The sequence below is a fragment of the Maritalea sp. S77 genome, from assembly GCF_049801075.1.
Taxonomy (GTDB): domain Bacteria; phylum Pseudomonadota; class Alphaproteobacteria; order Rhizobiales; family Devosiaceae; genus Maritalea.
This window is the reverse complement of sequence record NZ_JBNAGG010000001.1, coordinates 1,310,818-1,332,417: the sequence shown is the minus strand read 5'-3', so window position 1 is coordinate 1,332,417 and position 21,600 is coordinate 1,310,818. Positions and strand designations below refer to the sequence as shown.

20 protein-coding genes are annotated in these 21,600 nt (G+C 53.0%); 8 read left to right on the top strand and 12 right to left on the bottom strand.

From position 1 onward, the window contains the following. Positions 1–115: 115 nt before the first annotated feature. Positions 116–790 carry an SDR family oxidoreductase gene (locus ACP15Y_RS06400; protein ID WP_424982169.1) on the bottom strand — a complete coding sequence of 225 codons (675 nt, stop codon included), beginning with the start codon at positions 788–790 and terminating at the stop codon, positions 116–118. A 260-nt stretch (positions 791–1,050) separates the two neighbouring features. On the opposite strand from ACP15Y_RS06400, the gene ACP15Y_RS06395 reads away from it, so the two are divergent. The 3 genes from ACP15Y_RS06395 (at position 1,051) to ACP15Y_RS06385 (ending at position 4,712) form a co-directional block, all read left to right on the top strand. Continuing rightward, positions 1,051–2,028, top strand: a complete 978-nt coding sequence (locus tag ACP15Y_RS06395; protein ID WP_424982168.1) for a DUF808 domain-containing protein — start codon at positions 1,051–1,053, stop codon at positions 2,026–2,028. Between the two features lie 551 nt (positions 2,029–2,579). Beyond that, positions 2,580–4,247 (top strand): DUF262 domain-containing protein, encoded by a 1,668-nt coding sequence (locus tag ACP15Y_RS06390; protein ID WP_424982167.1) that lies wholly within the window; start codon positions 2,580–2,582, stop codon positions 4,245–4,247. A 291-nt stretch (positions 4,248–4,538) separates the two neighbouring features. After that, positions 4,539–4,712 carry a hypothetical protein gene (locus ACP15Y_RS06385; RefSeq protein ID WP_424982166.1) on the top strand — a complete coding sequence of 58 codons (174 nt, stop codon included), beginning with the start codon at positions 4,539–4,541 and terminating at the stop codon, positions 4,710–4,712. Positions 4,713–4,785: 73 nt separating this feature from the next. Here the strand turns inward: ACP15Y_RS06385 and ACP15Y_RS06380 are convergent, their stop codons facing one another. Further along, positions 4,786–5,367, bottom strand: a complete 582-nt coding sequence (locus ACP15Y_RS06380) for an ATP-dependent Clp protease proteolytic subunit (RefSeq protein ID WP_424982165.1) — start codon at positions 5,365–5,367, stop codon at positions 4,786–4,788. 182 nt (positions 5,368–5,549) lie between these two features. Between ACP15Y_RS06380 and ACP15Y_RS06375 the strand changes: the two genes are divergently transcribed. Next, positions 5,550–6,722 carry a M20 aminoacylase family protein gene (locus ACP15Y_RS06375; protein WP_424982164.1) on the top strand — a complete coding sequence of 391 codons (1,173 nt, stop codon included), beginning with the start codon at positions 5,550–5,552 and terminating at the stop codon, positions 6,720–6,722. Between the two features lie 40 nt (positions 6,723–6,762). Here ACP15Y_RS06375 and ppk2 read toward each other — a convergent pair whose 3' ends face one another. The 10 genes from ppk2 to ACP15Y_RS06325 form a co-directional block, all read right to left on the bottom strand. Beyond that, entirely contained in the window at positions 6,763–7,725 is a 963-nt protein-coding gene (gene ppk2, locus ACP15Y_RS06370; RefSeq protein ID WP_424982163.1) for a polyphosphate kinase 2, read from the bottom strand. A gap of 198 nt (positions 7,726–7,923) precedes the next feature. Next, positions 7,924–8,160, bottom strand: coding sequence for an Lrp/AsnC family transcriptional regulator (locus ACP15Y_RS06365; protein WP_027833800.1), 237 nt, complete (start codon positions 8,158–8,160; stop codon positions 7,924–7,926). Next, complete coding sequence (gene kynA / locus ACP15Y_RS06360; RefSeq protein WP_424982161.1) at positions 8,157–8,993, bottom strand: tryptophan 2,3-dioxygenase; 837 nt, start codon at positions 8,991–8,993, stop codon at positions 8,157–8,159. The genes ACP15Y_RS06365 and kynA overlap by 4 nt, the downstream gene beginning before the upstream one ends. Then, positions 8,990–10,186, bottom strand: coding sequence for a kynureninase (gene kynU / locus ACP15Y_RS06355; RefSeq protein WP_424982160.1), 1,197 nt, complete (start codon positions 10,184–10,186; stop codon positions 8,990–8,992). Before kynU ends, kynA begins: the two co-directional genes overlap by 4 nt. Then, the gene (locus ACP15Y_RS06350) at positions 10,183–11,808 is read right to left on the bottom strand and encodes an AMP-binding protein (protein WP_424982159.1); all 1,626 of its coding nucleotides are present in this window, start codon (positions 11,806–11,808) and stop codon (positions 10,183–10,185) included. Before ACP15Y_RS06350 ends, kynU begins: the two co-directional genes overlap by 4 nt. A gap of 19 nt (positions 11,809–11,827) precedes the next feature. Beyond that, a complete protein-coding gene (locus ACP15Y_RS06345; protein ID WP_424982158.1) occupies positions 11,828–12,964 on the bottom strand; it encodes an acyl-CoA dehydrogenase family protein in 1,137 nt (378 codons plus the stop codon). After that, positions 12,964–13,776 carry an enoyl-CoA hydratase family protein gene (locus tag ACP15Y_RS06340; protein WP_424982157.1) on the bottom strand — a complete coding sequence of 271 codons (813 nt, stop codon included), beginning with the start codon at positions 13,774–13,776 and terminating at the stop codon, positions 12,964–12,966. The genes ACP15Y_RS06345 and ACP15Y_RS06340 overlap by 1 nt, the downstream gene beginning before the upstream one ends. Beyond that, the gene (locus ACP15Y_RS06335) at positions 13,769–14,236 is read right to left on the bottom strand and encodes a MarR family winged helix-turn-helix transcriptional regulator (RefSeq protein ID WP_236113172.1); all 468 of its coding nucleotides are present in this window, start codon (positions 14,234–14,236) and stop codon (positions 13,769–13,771) included. Before ACP15Y_RS06335 ends, ACP15Y_RS06340 begins: the two co-directional genes overlap by 8 nt. Continuing rightward, positions 14,233–14,979, bottom strand: coding sequence for an SDR family NAD(P)-dependent oxidoreductase (locus ACP15Y_RS06330; protein WP_424982156.1), 747 nt, complete (start codon positions 14,977–14,979; stop codon positions 14,233–14,235). The genes ACP15Y_RS06335 and ACP15Y_RS06330 overlap by 4 nt, the downstream gene beginning before the upstream one ends. Further along, positions 14,976–17,264 (bottom strand): bifunctional salicylyl-CoA 5-hydroxylase/oxidoreductase, encoded by a 2,289-nt coding sequence (locus ACP15Y_RS06325; RefSeq protein ID WP_424982155.1) that lies wholly within the window; start codon positions 17,262–17,264, stop codon positions 14,976–14,978. Before ACP15Y_RS06325 ends, ACP15Y_RS06330 begins: the two co-directional genes overlap by 4 nt. 137 nt (positions 17,265–17,401) lie before the next feature. Here ACP15Y_RS06325 and ACP15Y_RS06320 point away from each other — a divergent pair, with 137 nt between their 5' ends. From ACP15Y_RS06320 to ACP15Y_RS06305, 4 genes are all read left to right on the top strand, one after another. Further along, positions 17,402–18,193: an enoyl-CoA hydratase-related protein gene (locus tag ACP15Y_RS06320; protein ID WP_424982154.1), complete on the top strand. Its 792-nt coding sequence runs from the start codon at positions 17,402–17,404 to the stop codon at positions 18,191–18,193. Beyond that, a complete protein-coding gene (locus tag ACP15Y_RS06315; RefSeq protein ID WP_424982153.1) occupies positions 18,193–19,338 on the top strand; it encodes a 3-hydroxyacyl-CoA dehydrogenase NAD-binding domain-containing protein in 1,146 nt (381 codons plus the stop codon). Before ACP15Y_RS06320 ends, ACP15Y_RS06315 begins: the two co-directional genes overlap by 1 nt. Then, positions 19,331–20,185, top strand: coding sequence for an alpha/beta hydrolase (locus ACP15Y_RS06310; RefSeq protein ID WP_424982152.1), 855 nt, complete (start codon positions 19,331–19,333; stop codon positions 20,183–20,185). The genes ACP15Y_RS06315 and ACP15Y_RS06310 overlap by 8 nt, the downstream gene beginning before the upstream one ends. Before the next feature lie 209 nt (positions 20,186–20,394). Continuing rightward, positions 20,395–21,540 (top strand): ABC transporter substrate-binding protein, encoded by a 1,146-nt coding sequence (locus ACP15Y_RS06305; RefSeq protein WP_424982151.1) that lies wholly within the window; start codon positions 20,395–20,397, stop codon positions 21,538–21,540. Positions 21,541–21,600 lie beyond the last annotated feature (60 nt).

Below are 21,600 nucleotides of genomic sequence, written 5' to 3'. Positions count from 1 at the left end.
TGTTGAATTTCTAGTCAAGCCCGATCAACTCCAGCCTCTCAATTGGCTCAAAAGATTAGAGTTGAAAGAGCGCGTTGGTGCCCACGATGAAGCAAATCAAGACAGTGAGGTTTGATTATTGCGTCGGCATTAAAAATATCTCGTTCACCGCGCAACGGGCATTGGCTTCAAGCGCATGGAGAACGGCGTCAGCAACATCCTCTGGTTGCAACTTGTCCGGCTTCGGCTCCTCAAAGAAGGGCGTATCCACCATCCCGGGCGCGATGATTGTGCAGCGGCCGCCAAAGGATTTCATTTCTTCAGAAAGATTGCCGCCATAGCCATGCACAAACCATTTGGATGCGCCATAGACCGAGCCTGCAATATGCCGACGCCCCGCGGCGGAGCCAGTCAACAGCATATGCCCTTTGCTTTCCTTAAGATGAGGCATGGCCGCTTTCACGGTCCACAACACGCCCAACACATTCACCTTGATCATGCGCTCCCAATCGTCCGGGTCGCCCGCATCAGTACCTGCCGCAGAAAGGCCGGTGCCCGCATTGGCATAAACCGCGTTGATCCCGCTCGCATGGTCGGCAAACTTATCCATCGCCGCCTTCACGCTTTCAAAGTCGGTGACGTCACCGGGCAGGGCAATCGCCTTGTCGCCCAATTCGTCGACCAATGCGTTGAGTTTGTCTTCCGAGCGGGCAAACAGTCCTACGGTCCAGCCATTCGCAATGGCTTGCCGAGCGGTTGCCGCGCCAATGCCGCTTGATGCGCCGGTGATAAAAAGTGCCTTCTCGCTCATCAAAAACTCCTTTGTTCAAATATGCTCTATGCACAACGTGCACAAACCATAATGGTTGCTTCCTAGGGCTTTGCCGCCATGATAGGTCGAAAATGCAACACTGCCCACCTCGTTGGGTGATAAAGCCAGTGCAGGTGCTGTAAACCCTTGAACCACCAAACCAATCAAGCGATAATGTGGCAAGCGACAAACCGTTCAGGAATGTCATAACAACAGACCTCGCCGCGATGCTGGCGTAAATAATATTTCAGGAGACAGGCATGAGCGGTTTGATGGCATTGTTGGATGATGTGGCGGCGCTGGCCAAATTGGCGGCAGCATCGATTGATGATGTTACGGCGCAGGCCGTGAAAGCCGGGTCCAAAGCCGCAGGCGCGGTGATCGACGATGCAGCCGTAACACCGAAATATATGCAGGGCTTTTCCCCTGCGCGCGAGCTCCCCATGGTGTGGAAAATTGCTCGCGCGTCGCTGGTCAACAAACTGGTTTTCCTGCTGCCTGCTGGCCTTGCCTTGTCGACCTTCGCACCTTGGATGATCCCACCATTGTTGATGCTGGGCGGCGCATATTTGTGCTTTGAGGGCGCAGAAAAAGTTGCGCATTTTCTCGGGTTTGGCAAAGGCCATGGCGGACCAGATGGCAGCCACGCCGAAGGCGATGCCGCACACTTAGAACAAAAAAAGGTCGCAGGCGCTATTAAAACGGATTTCATCCTCTCCGCAGAGATCATGACCATCGCACTCGCCGCCATTCCCGAAAGCACGTTGTGGATGGAAGCCGCAACTTTGGCCATGGTCGCCGTGGGCATCACTGCTTTGGTTTACGGTGCCGTGGCACTGATCGTGAAGGCCGACGATGTGGGCCTCTATCTGGCAGAACGCGGAAAACTAGGCGCAACCCGCGCCATTGGCCGTGGCATTGTTTATGGCATGCCCAAATTCATGACCCTGTTGATGATCGTCGGCACCGCCGCCATGCTCTGGGTTGGCGGCTCCATCATCCTGCACGCGCTAGACCAAATGGGCTTCTCCGCCCCCTATGATTGGATTCACCACATCGCCGTAGACGCAGCCCACGCCATCGGCGCATGGGAAGGCGCTGTTGAATGGACCGTCACCGCTGGCCTAGACGGCATCTTCGGCCTCGCCCTCGGTGTGATCCTCATCCCCATCGGCGTAAAAATCATCAAACCCCTCTGGACCCGCTTCGCGCCAAAACCCGTCGCCGCCCCCAAATAGGTCACTGCGCGAGTCTATTTTCGCTCACGGTTGAGCGGTGCTTGCAGCACCTAACCTCCGCGCGGGCGGCCAAAAAGTTGGCCGAGATCCTCAGCCAGTCGGCTTCGTCCGTTCCTTTCTCACGCTTGCTCAGAGTTTGTTTAGTGCTCCATCCGGCGGGGGCGGGGTTGTGAGCGTAGCGAACGACGGCGGCGCATAAAATTGGGGCCAAGGGTGGGGGAGCCATTTGGCACATCGCTAACAACCCGCCCACCCGTCACCCTCGGGCTTGACCCGAGGGCCTATGTAGCATTCACCAATTCCTATAGTTCTTGCAAGATCAGCGGACTTGATCCAACTCGCTCAAAGTCAGCCTTACGGACCAGGAGACCAAATTTTTCAATTACCACATATCTCCAAAAGCGGCCACTCGAAACAATTTGCTCGCCGTCCTTGCAAGGTCTACACCATACAGGATTCAGATCGGAAGCCCTACGACTTTACTATTATACTCAAAGCTGCTCAAATCTGGCGGTGTTATTTGATTCATACTAGTTGAACTGGCGTTTTTCATGCAGCTAAGTCCTGTGCATCTATCGGTCGCCAAGCTCTTAAACGGGCGGCTGTTCCGAATCCCTGACTATCAGAGAGCCTACTCTTGGCAAAAGCGTCAACGGCAGGACCTATTCAATGATATTGAGGAGGCGCAGCGCTCCGGTCGCGAGCACTTTATGGCGACCGTCGTCGCACTTGCTCGTGAGAAGCGCATAATCGCTGCAGACGAACTTCAAGCTGTGGAGGTTGTGGATGGACAGCAGCGGATCACAACAATAGTAATTCTTTTAAAGGCTGTTGAAAAACAGTTATCGGCGAGTGGAGATAAGGGTGATGTACGGGCAAAACTTGACCTCCAAGATCTTCTCGTCAAAGGCGATGATCATTCGCTAGTCCTTCTGCAGACTAACCATGATAGCAGTAATGTGTTCACCAGTTACCTCCGCAAGGGTATAATTGATATTAATTCGATCGTTACGGCCTCCGACAAGAACATCGTCGATGCGATGCAAGAGTGTGAGGAGTATGTCGAAGATTGGATAAAAAAACGGGCGCTGATCGATCTTCTCGGAACAATTCGAAACCGGCTATCGATGATTTACCATGAACTCGCTGACGAAGCGACCGTCTACCGAGTGTTTGAAGTACTGAACAGCCGCGGCCTAGACGTGAAGTGGATTGATAAGACTAAGAGCCAGTTGATGTCTTCGTTGTTCGAATTTGTGGAAGACGGGGCCCGCGCAGACGGCCTGCGCGAGATGCGGAAAATCTGGCAAGATATTTACCGCACTCTCGGGCTCAAACAGGCGTTGGGCAATGAGGCGTTGCGTTTTGCAGGCACCCTCTCAATTAAATCACGACCTAACCGGGTCATGGGGGAGGAAGAATCTTCTGTCGCGCTGATCCAGCTTGGCGGACGTGATCTCAGAACAATTATTGAAGCCGCAGAATGGTTGTTTCATGTTGTTCGCTTGGTAGATGAACTAAGTAATGACATTCGGCGTGCCGCAGTGACCAAAATCGCACACGCGAGATTCCTAGCGATATCGATCATGCTACGGGGGTTCGAGAAAGAAGTGCAGGAAGAGTTGCTGGGGGCTTGGGAAAATGTGACTTTTCGTATTTTTGCGCTTGGAGGTGCCGACACGCGTATGAAAGTCGGCGACTACGTCAGGTTGGCTCACGACATATACACTAAAAAGCTTTCGTCTGATGAAATTCTTGCTGAGTTAAAAGCACTGGGAAATGACTATGGTCTAAGTGATTTGCTTGACGACGATGAGTATTGGAACGATTGCTACGAGGGGTGGACTGAGGAGCTACGATATCTTCTCTTCCGTTACGACGAGCATCTGGCATCTCAGGCAGGGGAAATGATCAATTCGTCACAATGGAATAAGATATGGACGGTCGACCCCGCAAAATCGATCGAGCATATTGTTCCGCAAAGCGTCGAGCCTGAATTCAAGCATCATTTGGGGAACCTTACGATGCTCCCACCAGGAATAAATTCGTCGTTACAAAACAAACCACCAAAAGAGAAGGCTGATTCCTATTTGAGTTGTGGGATTCGTGGAACTATGGCGGTTGGTAATGAGATTAAAGAATCTGGCAATTGGGATTATTCGCAAGCAAAGAAGCGGGCAGAGCGTATAGAAAAATTTGTAAGAACGGAGTGGGCATGATTCCGGCAGGGTTACAATCAAACTGGATCGACCTATTGTCAATAGCCTCATTTTCTACGTGTAGCATTTGAACGGCTCACAAAAGCCAAGCGTCTCAACAGGGCTCGGAGCGGTCGTCGGCTTTGCGGAAAAAGCGGCAGTTCTGGATAGGCCGCTACTATTTTACTCGGCTTTAACTCTCCAATAGTTGGAAATGTTGCTTGGTTAAAAGGGTATTAGAATTTGTTTTTCGTCAGATTGGGCACGTTAATTGCGTGGATGCTTTTGGTTTTTGGGGTGCTTAGGGGCACCATGGGATTTTACGTGGCGACCGCGTACAATACCCAAGAAAGCATGATTGCGGCTTCGGAGCGATATTTATCAACATCCAATTCTGGTGAAGCAATTAATCAAGGTATGTTGCTGGTCATGGCTGGCATGGTGCCGGGTCTTTTGGCTAAGATCGCCAAGAATATGCGTCGTTAAGGACTCAAAACAACCATCTAACTCCCAACAAAAAAGCCGCCTTGCGGCGGCTTCCTCAGTCTCTCTCAACCCCTTAGGTCAAATCTTCAATGCTGGTGATCACCCGGCCTAGCAAGCCATAATCGATCGCCTCTTTGGTGTTTAGCCAGAAATCGCGGTTGGTGTCTTCGGCGATTTTTTCTGGGGTTTGGCCTGTGGCTTCAGCAAACAAAATGTCGAAGCGTTCGCGCATTTGTTTGATTTGCTCGGCCTGAATTTGAATGTCAGACACTTTGCCGCCCACGCCGCCGCTTGGTTGGTGCAACAAGAAACGTGTGTTGGGCAGGCACAGGCGATTTTCGCGCTTGGCGCCGATAAAGATCAGCGCGCCGGCGCTGGCCACCCAGCCGCTGCCGATGGTGCGCACGGTTGGTTTGATGAACTTGATGATGTCATGCACCATGTCGCCACTTTCAACATGGCCGCCAGGCGAGCTGATAAATACATTGATGGGCGCATCTGAATGGTCGGCAAGGGCCAACAAACGACCAGAAGCTTCCCGCGCCAACTTGTCGTTGATTTCGCCTGTGATCAAAACCGTGCGGTTTTCAAACAGGATTTTCTCAACGCTTGGGTCTTTCTTATCGTCTTTTTTGTCTTCGTTCTCATTTGCCATAGCTAAAAAATGTCCTTGCCCTTGAGTTCGCGTCGTAATTTGCATCTTGGCCTTTTAATTCATGATTCGGCTAAATCTAACGTAAAATTGTGTTCAGCCAAACAATTCCATTTGCCATCCTTAATGGGACATGATGATAATCTGACCTAGTATTGGTTGCACCAATGTTCAAGGGGAGACAAATGGCAGTCATTAATCGTGTTGCTGAATTTCATAAAGAACTGACCGAAATACGGCAAGACATTCATGCCCATCCAGAATTGGGCTTTAACGAACATCGCACCGCGGCGCTGGTGGCGGAAAAACTCGAAAGCTATGGCGTGGACGAAATCGTCACCGGCATTGGCAAAACTGGCGTTGTGGCGGTGATCAAAGGGCAGCAAAATAAGTCCGGCAAAACCATCGGCTTGCGCGCTGATATGGATGCGCTGCCCATCACCGAGATTTTGAACCACGACTATAAGTCGCAAAATCAAGGCGTGATGCATGCCTGCGGTCATGATGGCCACACCACCATTTTGCTGGGCGCGGCAAAATATCTGGCCGAAACCCGCAATTTTGACGGCACCGCCGTGATGATTTTCCAGCCCGCTGAAGAAGGCGGCGGTGGCGGCAATGAGATGGTCAAAGACGGGTTAATGGAGCGCTTTGGCATTGATGAAGTCTATGGCCTGCACAACTCCCCCGGCACCGATGTGAACCATATTGAGGCCCGCACCGGCCCGCTAATGGCAGCCGCGGATTTCTTTGAGATTGAGATCATCGGCAAAGGCGCTCACGCGGCCCACCCGGATACGGGCATCGACCCAATCATTGTCGGCACCGATCTGGTGCAAGCTTTTCAGCGCATCGTCTCGCGCAATGTCGATCCGCTCAAATCCATCGTAGTGTCCGTCACCACCTTTCATTGCGGCACCGCCGACAATGTGATCGAGCAAACCGCCAAACTCTCCGGCACCGTGCGCACGCTCGATATGGATGTGCGGGACTATGCCGAAAAACGGATGCAAGAGATTTGCATCGGCATCGCGCAATTGCATGGCGCCAAAATCAATTTGAATTACCAAAAAGAATATCCGGTCACCATCAACCATCCTGAGCAAACCAAATTTGCGCTGGACGTGGCCAAAAAAGTGGTGGGTGAAGATCGGGTGAAAGACGATATTGAGCCAGTGATGGGCGCGGAGGATTTCTCTTTCATGCTGTTGGCGCGGCCCGGCGCTTATGTGTTTTTGGGGCAGGGCGACACGCCAAATTGCCACCATCCGGAATATGATTTTAATGATGAAATCATCCCCACCGGATCGAGCTTTATGGTCAAGCTGATCGAAGAGGGTATGCCGATCGAAGGATGAGAATAAAGGGGGAGTTTTCCCCCTTTTTTATGTCATCTATTTATCGGTGATCAGGGTGGAGCGTTGCACCCAAAATGTGTTCGGAACGACCAATCACATCATTGGATGAGCCCACGATAAGTGGGTCAGGGCCATGCACCACATGTGCGTCCTTGCCGGGATAGTCGAGCGAGGCTAAAAAATGGCGCATGCAGTTTAGCCGTGCACGCTTCTTGTCATTCGATTTGATGATGGTCCAAGGTGCGTCAGCGGTATCCGTATAGAAAAACATGGCTTCTTTGGCTTCGGTATAGTCATCCCACTTATCCAAAGAGGCTTTATCAATTGGGGAAAGTTTCCACCGCTTTAGAGGCTCATTCTCTCGTGCATGGAAGCGCCGCCGCTGTTCTTCCTGCGTCACAGAAAACCAGTATTTAAACAATCGAACGCCTGTACGCACAATCATGCGCTCAAATTCAGGGGCCTGACGCATAAACTCCAAATATTCGTTGGGGTTACAAAACCCCATCACCCGCTCAACGCCAGCGCGATTATACCATGACCTGTCAAAAAAAATCAGCTCTCCCGCCGAAGGTAAATGCTGCACATAACGTTGAAAATACCATTGGCTTTGTTCGCGTTCGGTAGGTTTCTCAAGGGCGATTACGCGGGCACCGCGAGGGTTTAAATGCTCGGTAAAGCGTTTGATCGTGCCGCCTTTGCCCGCAGCGTCACGTCCTTCAAAAATCAACACAAACTTCTCGCCGGTTTCCCGCGCCCAGTCTTGAACTTTCAACAGTTCGACTTGCAGCTTGGCCTTTTGCGCTTCATAGCTCTTGCGAGAGATTTTGTTTTTGTAGGGGTAGTCGCCCGTTTCAAAACTACGCCGAATTGCTTCAAGATTGTGGCGCATTTCTGCCAATCGGTGTTGTGGCGTTGGCTCATTAAGATCGGGCACGCCTTGTGTTGCCAAGTCAGCGTCAACTATTGCTTCACCTGGTCCCTTATTCATCTCCTCATTCATGCTATTCCCCCTTTTCAGTTAAAGGGGAATTATGCGCCGACGAAAACGAACATCCTTTGATGTGAATCAACAGGCTTAAAAGAAAAAAGCTGCATGTCCTGCAGCTTCTAGCAACTTTACCATTTGTATACGTCTGAAAAGTTTAGAGGATTCCGGATTGCTAGATCCGAAATCCGTTCTATTAAGTGCGCTTAGCGCCTAGAATGTTTTGAAGGTCAGTGTGGTCAGCGAACGCTCAATACCTTCAATGTCCACAATATTGTCATTGATGAACATGCCCACATCTTCGCCTTCGGGTATGTAGATCTTCATCATCAAATCAAAATTGCCCGAGGTCGAATAAAGCTCAGAAACAATTTCGCGCTCGTGAATTTGGTCAGCAACTTCATAAGTTTTGCCCGGCTTGCACCGCAATTGAACAAATACGCAGGTCATAATTGTGTCCTCACATGCCAAAGTTCGGGGAATAGTTCCACATCCAGCATCCGGCGTAAATAGCTCACGCCACCCGTGCCGCCTGTGCCCCGTTTAAAGCCGATAATTCGTTCCACCGTTGTGACATGGTTGAAGCGCCAACGGCGAAAATAATCTTCAAAATCAACAAGCTTTTCCGCCAGTTGATACAGTACCCAATATTTCTCCGGGTTCTCATAAACCTTGGCCCAAGCCGCTTCAACGCCATCGTCAGCCACATGGGTTTTGCTGACATCGCGGTTCAAAACAGCTTCTGGCACGCTGATGCCGCCAAGCTGCAGTAATTGCAGCGCCACATCGTAAAGGCTTGGCACATCTAGCTCTTTTTTGAGCATGGTGTGAATTTCTTCACGGTGCGCATGGGGCTTCAGCATGGATTGATTGCGGTTCCCCAATATATATTCAATCTGCCGATATTGGTAAGATTGAAAGCCGGAGGATTGGCCCAATGTCTCGCGAAACTGGGTATATTCCGACGGTGTCATGGTGCGCAACACGTCCCATGCATTGTTGAGTTGCTCAAATATGCGCGCCACCCGCGCCAGCATCTTAAAGGCTGGCTCAAGGCGGTTTTCTTGCATTGCAGTGCGGGCCGCATGCAGCTCATGCACCGCCAGCTTCATCCACAATTCGCTGGTTTGATGCTGAATGATAAACAGCATCTCGTCATGCGCTGTGGAAAGCGGCTTTTGGGTGTTGAGGATGGTATCAATTTGCAAATAGTCACCATAGGACATGCGTCCATCAAATGACATTTGAGCGCCTTCTTCGCTCGGATCATATGGCTTGATCATGTAACTTTTGACCTTTTTTGGTACTTGGGATCGTCCCAAACTTTTTCATTAATAATAGTACCAAGAATGGCCGCAGCGCCACGCACATCATCATGATTAACATAAAGCGGGGTAAACCCGAACCGCATCATATCCGGGGCGCGGAAATCGCCGATAACCCCGTTGGCAATCAGTGCCTGCATCGCCGCATAGCCATTCTCGAAATGGAAGGAAACTTGCGAACCCCGGCGCCTGCCTTCACGCGGCGACCCCAATTGCAATTGCGGGCAAAGCCGCTCAACTTCATCAATAAATAAATCACATAGTTCGATGGACCGCTCGCGCACCGCGTCCATCTCCACCATGTCCCAAATGTCCATGCTGGCTTCCAAAACACTCAGTGCGATGATCGGCGGAGTGCCGACGCGCATCCGTTCAATGCCCGGCGCAGCGCGATAATCAAGATCAAACGCGAATGGTGCCTCATGACCCATCCAGCCGGAAAGGGCAGGGCGCGCCGCATCTTTATGCTTGTCAGCGACATAGATAAAGGCAGGCGCGCCGGGGCCGCCATTAAGATATTTATAGGTGCAGCCCACCGCAAAATCGGCGTTGCAGCCTTCAAGGTCAACGGGCAACGCGCCTGCGGAGTGGGCCAAATCCCAAATGGTCAAAATGCCATTGGCATGGGCTTTTCCGGTGAGCGCTTTCATGTCGTGCTTGCGCCCGGTGCGATAATCGACCTCGGTGATCATCATCACGGCCACATCGTCCGTCAGCGCATTTTCAACCTCTTCCGGCGCGACCACACGTAGCTCATATTCTTCGCCCAAGCTCTTCAATAGGCCATCAGCGATATAGAGGTCAGAAGGAAAGTTGCCACTGTCGGACAGGACAACTTTGCGGCCCGGATTAAGCTCCAACGCCGAGGCCAAAGCCTGATAAACCTTGATCGACAAGGTATCGCCCATCACCACAGAGCCAGCAGGTGCGCCGATCAATTTGCCAATTCGGTCGCCAATCTCGCTGGGCTTGTTGATCCATCCGGCCTTGTTCCACCCAGTAATCAGCATCTCGCCCCATTCATCCTGAATGGTGCGCTCCACCACGCCCATCGCCGCTTTTGGCAGCGGGCCAAGGCTGTTGCCATCCAGATAAATCACGCCTTTTGGCAGATGAAATTTGGCTTTGGTTTGGGCAAAAATATCGGTCACTTTTGGTTTTCCCTTAGCTGGAACCGCTGGATTTTTCCTGTTTGGGTTTTGGGCAACTGATCGGTGAATACCACAGAGCGCGGATATTTAAAGGGCGCAATGGTTGCTTTCACATGATCTTGTAAAATCTTGGTGGTTTCATCAGATGCTGAAGTGCCTTCGGCCAGCACCACATGCGCCTGAACAATATGGCCGCGCTCAGTGTCGGGCACGCCGATCACTGCACATTCAAGCACATATTCATGCGCCAACAGCGCGGCTTCCACCTCTGGTCCGGCGATGTTGTAGCCAGATGAAATGATCATATCATCATTACGGGCGGCGAAATGGAAATAGCCATTTTCATCTTCCACAAAGGTGTCACCCGTAATGTTCCACCCGTCTGTGACATATTTGGCTTGCCGCTCATCATTCAAATAGCGGCAGCCCGTGGGGCCGCGCACAGCCAAACGCCCCGGTTCGCCGCGCGGCATTTCGTTCATCTCGTCGTCAACAACTTTGGCCTCGTAGCCCGTCACTGGCTTGCCCGTGCAGGCAGGTTTCGCATCGTCCAGGCGGTTGGAGATAAAGATGTGTAGCATTTCGGTGGCACCAATACCGTCCAGCATCGGCTTACCCGTCTTTTGCTGCCATTCATCAAACACAGGCTCGGGCAATGTTTCACCCGCCGAAACCGCGCAGCGCAAGGTGGACAAATCCGCCCCTTCATCCATAGCCCGCAGCATCACGCGATAGGCGGTGGGGGCGGTGAAGCAAATAGTGGCTTTGTGGGTTTCGATGATCTCGATCATATTTGGCGGTGACGCAGTTTCCAGCAAGGTGGCAGTTGCACCAAAGCGCAAGGGAAACACGGCCAAACCGCCCAAGCCGAAGGTAAAGGCCAAAGGTGGGGACCCGACAAACACATCATCTGATGTGACTTGCAGAACCTCTTTGGCATAGCCATCGGCAATAATCAGCAAATCGCGGTGGAAATGCATGGTGGCTTTTGGTTCGCCCGTGGTGCCGGAGGTGAATCCCAACAGGGCCACATCGTCACGACCCGTTTTCACCGCATCAAACTTCACCGATTTGCCCAAGGCAATCCGGTCCAACTCCGCATCATGATTGGCAGTGCCGTCAAAACCGATAATGGTTTTGAGGAACTTCGATGTTTTGCCGCAGGCAACAATCTCGTCCATCATCCGTGTGTCGCACAAGGCAAACTCGATTTCGGCCTTGTCGACAATGGCGCCCAATTCGCCTGCGCGCAGCAGCGGCATGGTATTGACCACCACCGCGCCTGCCTTGGTGGCGGCAAGCCAGCAGGCGACCATGGCGGGGTTGTTGGCGGAGCGGATCAACACGCGGTTGCCCGGCTTCACGCCATAGTCCTCCACCAGCGCATGGGCCAAACGGTTGGTCCAGTCCGCCAATTCCTTATAGGTGCGCTGACGGCCATTGCCGATCAATGCGGTGTTGTCGCCAAAGCCTTTTTCCACCATCGCGTCGGTGAGGGCACGGCCCACATTCAAATATTCCGGATAAGTGAAATCTTCCGCATTGATCTGCGGCCATTGATCAAATGGCGGCAAGTTCTCCCGGCAAAAATGGTCCACATGACCAGTTGGTCCCAATTCCATGATCCCCTCCCAAGGAATTTTAGCTTAGTGTCTGGCGCGCAATCACAATTTTTTGGACGTCTGAGGCGCCCTCATAAATGCGCAAGGCGCGAATTTCTCTGTATAGGCTCTCTACGATCGATCCTTTGCGCACCCCGTCGCCACCGTGGATCTGCACGGCTTTGTCGATCACCTCTTGCGCTTTGTCCGTCGCGTAAAGCTTTGCCATGGCGGCTTCCCGCGTCACGCGCGCAGCGCCCATATCTTTGGTCCATGCGGCACGGTAAATCAGCAAGGCCGCCGCATCCACATCCAAGGCCATGTCGGCGATATGGCCTTGCACCATTTGCAATTCGGCCAAGGGCGCGCCGAACAGTTCCCGCGATTTGGCGCGGGCCAAAGTTTCGTCTAGCGCCCGGCGGGCAAAGCCCAATGCCGCCGCCCCAACTGTGGAACGGAACACGTCCAAAACGCTCATGGCGATTTTAAAGCCTGCACCTGCGTCGCCGATCATGTCGGTTTTCGGCACATGCACATTATTGAACTTCAGCCGCGCGAGTGGGTGCGGTGCGATCACGTCCAAGCGTTCGGCAATCTCGAGCCCTTCGCTATCCGCAGGCACCACAAAGGCAGACAGCCCCTTGGCCCCCGGTGCTTCGCCCGTGCGGGCAAAAACCGTGTAAACATTGGCGATGCCACCATTGGAAATCCACGTCTTTTCGCCATTGAGCACATAATGATTGCCCTTGTCTTCGGCGCTCAATTCAATATTGGCCACATCGGACCCGGACTTAGGCTCGCTCAGGGCAAACGCAGAAAGCGCTTCACCTGCGCGGGTTTTGTCTAGCCAGGATTGCTGGTCAGGCGTGCCGAACAGCGACAGCGCCCCGGTGCCCAAGCCTTGCATCGCAAAGGCAAAATCAGCCAAACCATCATGCCGCGCCAAAGTTTCGCGGATCAGGCACAGGCTGCGCACATCCAGCGTCTCGCCTTGCTTCGCGCCGCTATATTGCAAAAAACCTGCTTTGCCCAACGCGGCCACCAGATCTTTGCAGGCCTGATCCACGTCGCTGTGATCGACGGGCAAATTGGCGCTGGCCCAGCTTTCCAGCTCAGCGTGCAAGGCGCGGTGCCTATCTTCAAAAAAGGGCCAGTTGAGAAAGCTTTGATCGGCCATTAATTGCCCTCAAACTTTGGTTTTTCTTTTGCGACAAACGCGTGATAGGCACGCTCAAAATCTTTGGTTTGCATGCACAAAGCCTGCGCCTGTGCTTCGCTTTCAATCGCTTGCTCGATGCTCATGCTCCATTCTTGGTTGAGCTGGGTCTTGGTGATGCCATGGGCAAAAGTCGGTCCCGTCACCACACGCTCAGCGAGCTTCATGGCCGCATCGTCCAGCTCTTCGGCGCTGTGCAGCGCATTGTAAAAGCCCCAGTTATGGCCTTCCTCAGCGCTCATGGAACGGCCCGTATAGAGCAGTTCCGCTGCGCGACCTTGCCCGATCAAACGGGGCAGCATCGCGCACGCGCCCATATCGCAACCGGCAAGGCCGACACGGGTAAACAAAAAGGCGGTTTTGGCTTCAGGTGTCGCCAGCCGTATGTCCGACGCCATGGCAATAATCGCACCCGCGCCAACGGCCACGCCATCGACAGCAGAGATGATCGGAGTGGAGCAATTGAGCATCGCCTTGACCAAATCCCCGGTCATGCGGGTGAAGGCCAACAGTTCTTTCATATCCATGCCCACCAGCGGCCCGATAATGTCATGCACATCACCGCCGGAACAGAAATTGCCGCCATTGCTGGCAAAAATTACGGCGTTGATGTCGTCGGCGTAGTGAAGCTCGCGGAAGAAATCGCGCAGCTCAGCATAGCTTTCAAAAGTGAGCGGATTTTTCCGGTCCGGGCGGTTCAATTGCACAATGGCAATGTCGCCCTTCATGGTCAGCAAAAAATGCTCGGGCTGATAATCGGCCAATTTAGTCATGCTGATGATCCTTTCGGATATGGTTGAGCGCGTCGATAAAGTGCTCAATGTCCTGATCTTGTACATTGTCCATCAATTCATCGATCCAGCGTTCATGCTCGGCTGCCATTTCGGCAAACTTTTCGATGCCTTTGGGCGTGAGACGCACCAGCGTGGCGCGTTTGTCGCCTTTCACGGAGACGCGCACCACATAGCCATCCTGCACCAGCCGATCGATAATGCCCGTCACATTGCCGTTGGAGACCATCAATTGTTGTGACAATTGGCTCATCAACAGGCCTTCGCGGGTGCGGTCCAGCATCGCCATCACATCAAAGCGGGGCAGAGTGGATTGATAGGTGATGCGCATGCGCTCGCGCAGCTCATTTTCCACAAAACGGGCGGTTTTAAGCATATGCAGCCATAGGCGCAAGCGCTGCTTGCTCATGGGGTGTCCCGTCACCGGGTCAGTTGCGCTCATATTTCACCTCCTGAAATAGATAGGGCCACACCATTCAGCCCCCCACTATGCGGACCGCACAAATTCAGCGCCGCCGCCGCCACTTCTTCCGGCTCGATCAGCCGCCCTTGCGGGTTGTTTTTTGCTAGTGCCTTAAGGGCTTCATCTGCGCTCATGCCCGTCTTTTCCATAATATTGGCGATGGACCGCTCGGTCATTTCCGTATTGAGAAAGCCGGGGCAAAGCGCGTTGGCAGTGATGCCAGATTTGGCCACTTCCAACGCCATGCCTTTAACAAGGCCGATCACCCCATGTTTCGCCGCCGCATAGGGCGCGACATAAGGATAGCCTTTCAGGCCAGCTGTAGACGCAACGGCGATCAAACGCCCCCAGTCTTTGCCCTTCAGCCGTACCAAACCCTCCTTGAGGGTCAAGAAGGTGCCGGTCAAATTCACATCGATCATATGTTGCCAATCGGCAAGCGACGTCTTGGCCAAGGGCGCGCTGGATGAGGCACCAGCATTGGCGACAACAATGTCCATCACGCCGATTTCGTCAAACAAGGCTTTCATCGATTCTTCGTCGGTGATGTCCACGGTTGCCACTTTGATGTTGGCATGTTGGTTCGCCGCCTGTTCAAGCGTTGCGCGCGTGCGGCCCGCCACGGTGACCGTGCCGCCCGCCTCAGCGAATTGCTTCGCCATCACGGCACCAACTCCGGTGCCGCCGCCTGTGATCAATATGTTTTTGCCCGCTAAGATCATACCTTAATCCCGATGCCTTCATTCCGTTCTGCCAATCGCATCATTTGATCCCGACCAGGCAAATAGGGCAAGGGCCATTCGCTATCTTTGTCGCCAAGGGCGGCTGCGGCGTGCAACGTCCAATATGGATCAGCCAAATGCGGACGCGCCAAACACACCAGATCAGCCCGACCCGCCATCAGGATCGAATTGATATGATCCGGCTCATAAATATTGCCAACGGCCATGGTGTTAAGCCCGGTCTCGTTGCGTATGCGGTCCGAAAATGGGGTTTGGAACATGCGGCCATAAACAGGTTTTGCTTCGATAGAGGTTTGGCCTGCTGACACGTCAATAATATCGATGCCGAGTTCTGAGAACATTTGCGCGATTTGCACCGCTTCGTCTGGCGTTACGCCATCATCGCCGACCCAATCATTGGCGGAAATCCGCACGGACATGGGCTTATGATCCGGCCACGCAGCGCGCATGGCCTTGGCCACTTCCAGCGGATAGCGCATGCGGTTTTCAAGCGAACCGCCATATTCATCCTGCCGATTGTTTGACTTGGGCGAAATGAAAGAAGAAATCAAATAGCCGTGCGCCGCGTGCAGCTCGACCATATCAAACCCGGCCCGATCCGCCATTTCGGTGGAGGCGACAAACTGGTCGCGCACCTTGTCCATATCGTCGCGATCCATGGCCTTTGGCGTCGCATTATCTGGCGACCACGGAATGTCAGATGCGGAAAGGAGCGGCCAATTGCCCTCTCTGATCGGCGCATCCATGGTTTCCCAGCCCAGTTGGGTGGAGCCTTTGCGGCCAGAATGGCCGATCTGCATCGCCATTTTGGCGCTGGTCTCGCTATGCACAAAATCTGTCAGGCGGGTCCACGCCGCCTCATGCTCGGGCGCATAAAGACCCGGGCACCCCGGAGTGATCCGCCCTTCAGGCGACACACAGGTCATTTCCACATAAACAAGGCCAGCGCCGCCTTTGGCGCGCTCAGCATAATGGGCAAAATGCCAATCGGTGGGGCAGCCATCCTTGGCCTTATATTGGGCCATGGGTGAGACCACCACGCGGTTCTTCAATTCCATATCGCGCAGCTTGAACGGCGCAAACATCGGCGCACGATGCACGCCTTTCGCGCCAGCCTGTTCCTGAAACCAGGTTTCAGCAGATTTCAGCCATTCCGGATCGCGTAAACGCAGATTTTCATGGCTGATCCGTTGCGAGCGGGTGAGCAATGAATAGTTAAACTGCACGGGATCAAGATCGAGATAACGTTCCACATCCTCAAACCATTCGGTTGAGTTGCGGGCCGCGCTTTGCAGACGCAAGACGTCTAAGCGACGATCTTCCTGATATTTGCGGAACGCGGCGTCTAGGGTCGGCTCGGTGTGCAAAAACTCGGCCAGGGCAATGGCGCTTTCAAAGGCGAGCTTGGTGCCGGAGCCGATGGAGAAGTGGGCCGTGGCCGAGGCATCGCCCAACAGTACCACATTTTCATGGTGCCACTTCTCACACAATACACGCGGGAAGTTCAGCCAGGCCGAGCCGCGAATATGGTTGGCGTTGGTCATCAAGCTGTGGCCGCCCAAATGATCTTTGAAAATCTCTTCGCAGATCGCGATGGTTTCTTGTTGGGTCTTGTCGCCAAAACCGAATTTCTCAAAGGTCTCAGGCGCGCACTCCACAATAAAGGTCGCCGTATCTTTGTCGAATTGATAGGCGTGGGCCCAAATCCAACCATGCTCGGTTTTCTCAAAGATAAAGGTGAAGGCATCATCAAATTTTTGATGGGTGCCGAGCCACACAAAGTGACATTTGCGCGTGTCGATTTCGGGCTTGAAATGCTCGGCAAACTCAGTGCGGGTTTTGGAGTTTAACCCGTCGGAGGCGACGACAAGGTCATATTCTTTCATCATCGGTGAGGCGCTGTCGATCTCGGTTTCAAACTCCATCTTTACACCAAGCTCGCGGGCACGTTCCTGCAAGGTCAGCAGCAATTGCATGCGGCCAACGCCGCAAAAGCCATGGCCCGTGGAAACAGTGCGGTGCCCATCGTGCACCACTGCAATATCGTCCCAATAGGCGAAATGCTCACGGATCGCTTCGGCGCTCTCCTTGTCATTTTCAGCCATATTATCAAGGGTTTCATCGGACAAAACCACGCCCCAGCCAAATGTATCATCCGGCTTGTTGCGCTCAAAAATCGTAATGTCATGCGACGGATCACGTCGCTTCATGCTGATGGCAAAATATAGACTGGCTGGGCCCCCGCCCAAACATGCGATTTTCATAATGTCCTCCCATTGGCGCAATGTCGATCACGCATGGCGAGTATGATTGCATCTGAAACAAGATATTTCAAGCTCAAAATTTTATACTTGAAATATATTTGTTTTTGGTGAAGACTTAAGGCTGATAGGGAGGATATATGGGCGAGCAAAATATGCTGCGCATAGAGCAAGTGGACATTAAAGGCCACAATGCCGCGTGGGCGATTCTCAGCATTGATCGACAAAAGCAGCGCAATGCGCTCAACACAGAATTGTTGGGTCAGATTGCCGATGCGTTGGAAGGTTTTGCTCAATCCTCGACTGTGCGTGCGGTGCTGATTTGCGGCGAAGGTGAACACTTCGCCGCGGGAGCGGACATTTACGAAATCAAAGATAAAGGCCGGGAAGAGGGCTATCTCGATCCACGCAAAGCGCATTGGAAGCGCATCCGCAATTGCCCCTTGCCGCTGGTCGCGGCAGTGGATGGCTTTTGTCTCGGCGGCGGTTTTGAACTGGCGCTGATGTGCGATCTAATTGTGGCTGGCACCACCGCCAAATTCGGCTTGCCAGAACCCAATTTGGGCCTGATCCCCGGTGCGGGCGGCATTGAGCGCCTGACCGCTATGGTGGGCCGCGCACGAGCAGGGCGCATTGTGCTTGGCGGCGAAATTGTTGATGCAATCACCGCCAATGATTGGGGTATTATTAGCTATATGGCCGAAGACGGCGCATTGCCTTTTGCGGCAAAACTGACCGAACGCATGGCCTTGCGTGCGCCATTGGCGATACAGGCGGCGAAAAAGGCGATTGTCGCCAGCGCCGAAACGCCGCTCAAGCACGTAATGGGCGAAACCAGAGGCGATTTTGAAATATTGCTCGGCACCGCAGATAAGGTCGAAGGTGTGACGGCATTCCTTGAAAAACGCAAACCCACATTTGAGGGCAAATAATGGCTGAGCTGAATAAAATCGGTGTGGTCGGCGCAGGCGCAATGGGGCGCAACATAGCGCTCTTCTTTGCCCAAACGGATCATCAAGTGCAGCTATTCGATGTGAACCAAGACGCGGTGACCTCAGCGCGGGACGCGGTGCGCAATAGCTTGGCGCGCGCTGTTGAAAAGCAGCGTGTTAGCGCCGCAGAGGCAGATGCCACAATCGGGCGGCTTCATGCAGCCAAAGATCTAAGCGAACTTGCGGATTGCGATGTGGTGATTGAAGCTATCGTCGAAAAACTTGAAATTAAGCAAAGTCTATTTGCCCAACTCGAAAGCATATGTGGACCCGAAACAGTGCTGGCCACCAACACTTCGTCGCTGAGTGTTACTGACATTTTTGCCAAACTTGACCGCAAGGAGCGGGCGCTGGGCCTGCACTTTTTCAACCCGGCCCACATTATGAAGCTTGTCGAGGTCATCACAGCCCCACCCGTATCTCAGATACGATGTGATGACCTCGTCATCCACCTCAACCAAATCGGCAAAACCGCGATTAAAGTGAAGGATAGCCCCGGCTTTATCGTCAATCGCTGCGCGCGTCCTTTTTACGGCGAGGCACTGGCGATTTTGGAAGAGGGGATGTTTTCTGCTCATCAAGTGGATGCGGCGATGAGGCAAGCAGGCTTCCGGATGGGGCCATTTGAGCTGATTGACCTTGTGGGCGCAGACATAAATTTGGCCGCCAGTGAAACCATGGCTAAAGCCTTTAACCACCACCCGCGTTATTATGTGTTCGACCGCCTAAAACAGCAGGTTGCACAAGGGCATTTGGGTCGCAAAAGTGGCACTGGCTTTGTCACCGATGAGGCAAATGCAGAACTTTCCGAAGCGGATCAGCAGCGCATAGCCCAACGCATTCTGGCAACATTGGTCAATGAAGCCGCCTCCGCCGTGGACGACCAAGTGGCCGCACCGCAAGATATTGATCTGGCGATGCAATTGGGGTTGAATTTTCCAAAAGGCCCATTTGCATTTTTGGCCGAAATCGGGCTTGATCGTGTGCGAGAGATTTTGGCGCTACTGGATGCAAACGCCCCAGTAAATTTGGAGGGTCGTTATCAACCAGCCGCCGCTTTGCAAAGGGAATCGATAGATGCGTGACGGATTGCCAAATTGGACTAAGCCCAGCGATTGGGACGATGCCTATGCCAATGGCGCTTACATCGAGAATTCTGGCTCTTATGTAGAGCATTGGGAACGCGCATCTGAACGATTCCGCGAAGAGATGCTGACGGCAAATCGTGCCGAATTAGACCTTGCCTATGGCGACGCCCAGCGGGAAAAGCTGGACCTGTTTATGCCGGAAGGCACGCCGAAAGGACTGTTTGTTTTTGTGCATGGCGGCTATTGGCTGAGCTTTGACAAAAGTGCTTGGTCGCATCTGGCAGCAGGGCCGGTCGCCCGCGGTTGGGCTGTGGCCATGCCTTCCTATACCTTAGCGCCTGAAGCGCGTATCAGCACCATGACCCAACAAGTTGGCGCTGCAATTTTATATGCCGCGACCAAGGTGGAAGGTCCGATCCGCATCGCTGGCCATTCGGCAGGTGGGCACTTGGTGTCGCGCATGATGTGCGCCGATACGCCCCTGTCCAAAGAGGTGCAAGACCGGCTGAAACATGTGATTTCCATCTCTGGTTTGCACGACTTGCGACCACTGCTCAACACCCGCATGAATGACGGTCTGCAGTTGGATTTGGCCGAGGCGCGCGCGGAAAGCGCAGCGCTGCGCGAACCGTTGGCAGGCGTGGACCTCACCTGTTGGGTGGGCGCAGAAGAACGGCCAGAATTTTTGCGACAAAACCAGCTTTTGGCCAATATCTGGACTGGACTTGGCGTGGAAACTGATGCGGTGGAAGTGCCCTATAAGCACCATTTCAATGTGATAGCGGATTTGGAAGAGGCGGATAGCGCCTTAACCAAGCTGGCCACCAACGAGGTTGGTGACTGAGATATTTTAAGCATGATATTTTAATATTGAAATATATTGAGATTCATGCATGGATGTAACTATTAGAGTTTTGCGGCGATTGGGTACTTTGCCCCATTGTTGCGAGAATTGGCCTTTGCTTTGGGAGAGGCAAAGGGCAAATTAAATGCTTCACCTGTTGTGAAGTATTTGTCATCAGCGGACCTTGGTTCGCAGTTTGGGAGGAAACTATGAAGACGCTAAAAACAATTATGGCCAGCGCGTTGGCGATGAGCTTAGCCCTTGGTGGCTCAGCCATGGCTGAAGGCGCGAAAATCGGCATGATCACAACCTTGTCCGGCGGTGGCGCTGGCCTCGGTGTAGATGTGCGCGATGGCTTTATGCTGGCGATTGAACAAGCTGGCCGTGACGATGTTGAAGTCGTGATCGAAGATGACGCCCGCAAGCCAGACTTGGCCGTGCAAATCGCCGACAAGATGATTCAATCTGAAAAAGTTGACATTCTAACCGGTATCATTTGGTCAAACTTGGCGATGGCGGTTATTCCATCTGCTGTGGCGCAAGGCAAAATCTATGTGTCACCAAATGCTGGCCCATCTGCTTTGGCAGGCAAAGGCTGTAATGCCAACTATTTCAACGTGGCATGGCAGAACGACAATTTGCACGAAGCTATGGGCGCTTACGCCAATGTGGCTGAATACACAAACACCTTTATTTTGGCCCCAAACTATCCGGCTGGCCAAGATGCGCTGAACGGCTTTAAGCGTGAATATCGCGGCCAGTTGGCGGGCGAGGTGTTCACCAAATTGGGCGCAACTGACTACGCCGCTGAAATCGCACAAATCCGCGATTCCGGTGCAGACAGTGTGTTCTTCTTCTTGCCAGGCGGCATGGGCATTGCGTTCATGAAGCAATATGCGGCCTCTGGTGTTGATCTGCCTGTGATGGGCCCAGCCTTCTCATTCGACCAGGGCATTTTGGGCGCTGTGGGCGACGCGGCACTTGGCGTGCGCAATTCGTCACAGTGGAGCAAAGACATCGACAACGAAACCAACAAGGCGTTTGTTGCTTCGTTCCAAGAGAAATATGATCGCTTGCCATCTCTATATGCCAGCCAAGGCTTTGACGCCGCAAATCTGATCCTTTCTGCATTGGACAAAGCCGATGTGAAAGACGCAGAAGCATTCCGCGCTGCCTTGAAAGAAGCTGACTTTAAGTCCACCCGCGGTGACTTCAAGTTTGGCAACAACAACCACCCAATTCAAAACATTTACGTACGTGAAGTTGTGAAAGAGGGCGATGTGTTGACCAACAAAATCTTGGGTCTGGCGCTGACAGATCACCAAGATGCTTACGCTGAAGATTGCGCTCTATAATCATTGCGCTTGAGATGATTGGCGGGGTGTTTTCATCCCGCCAACCTTCAAACCGCTGGG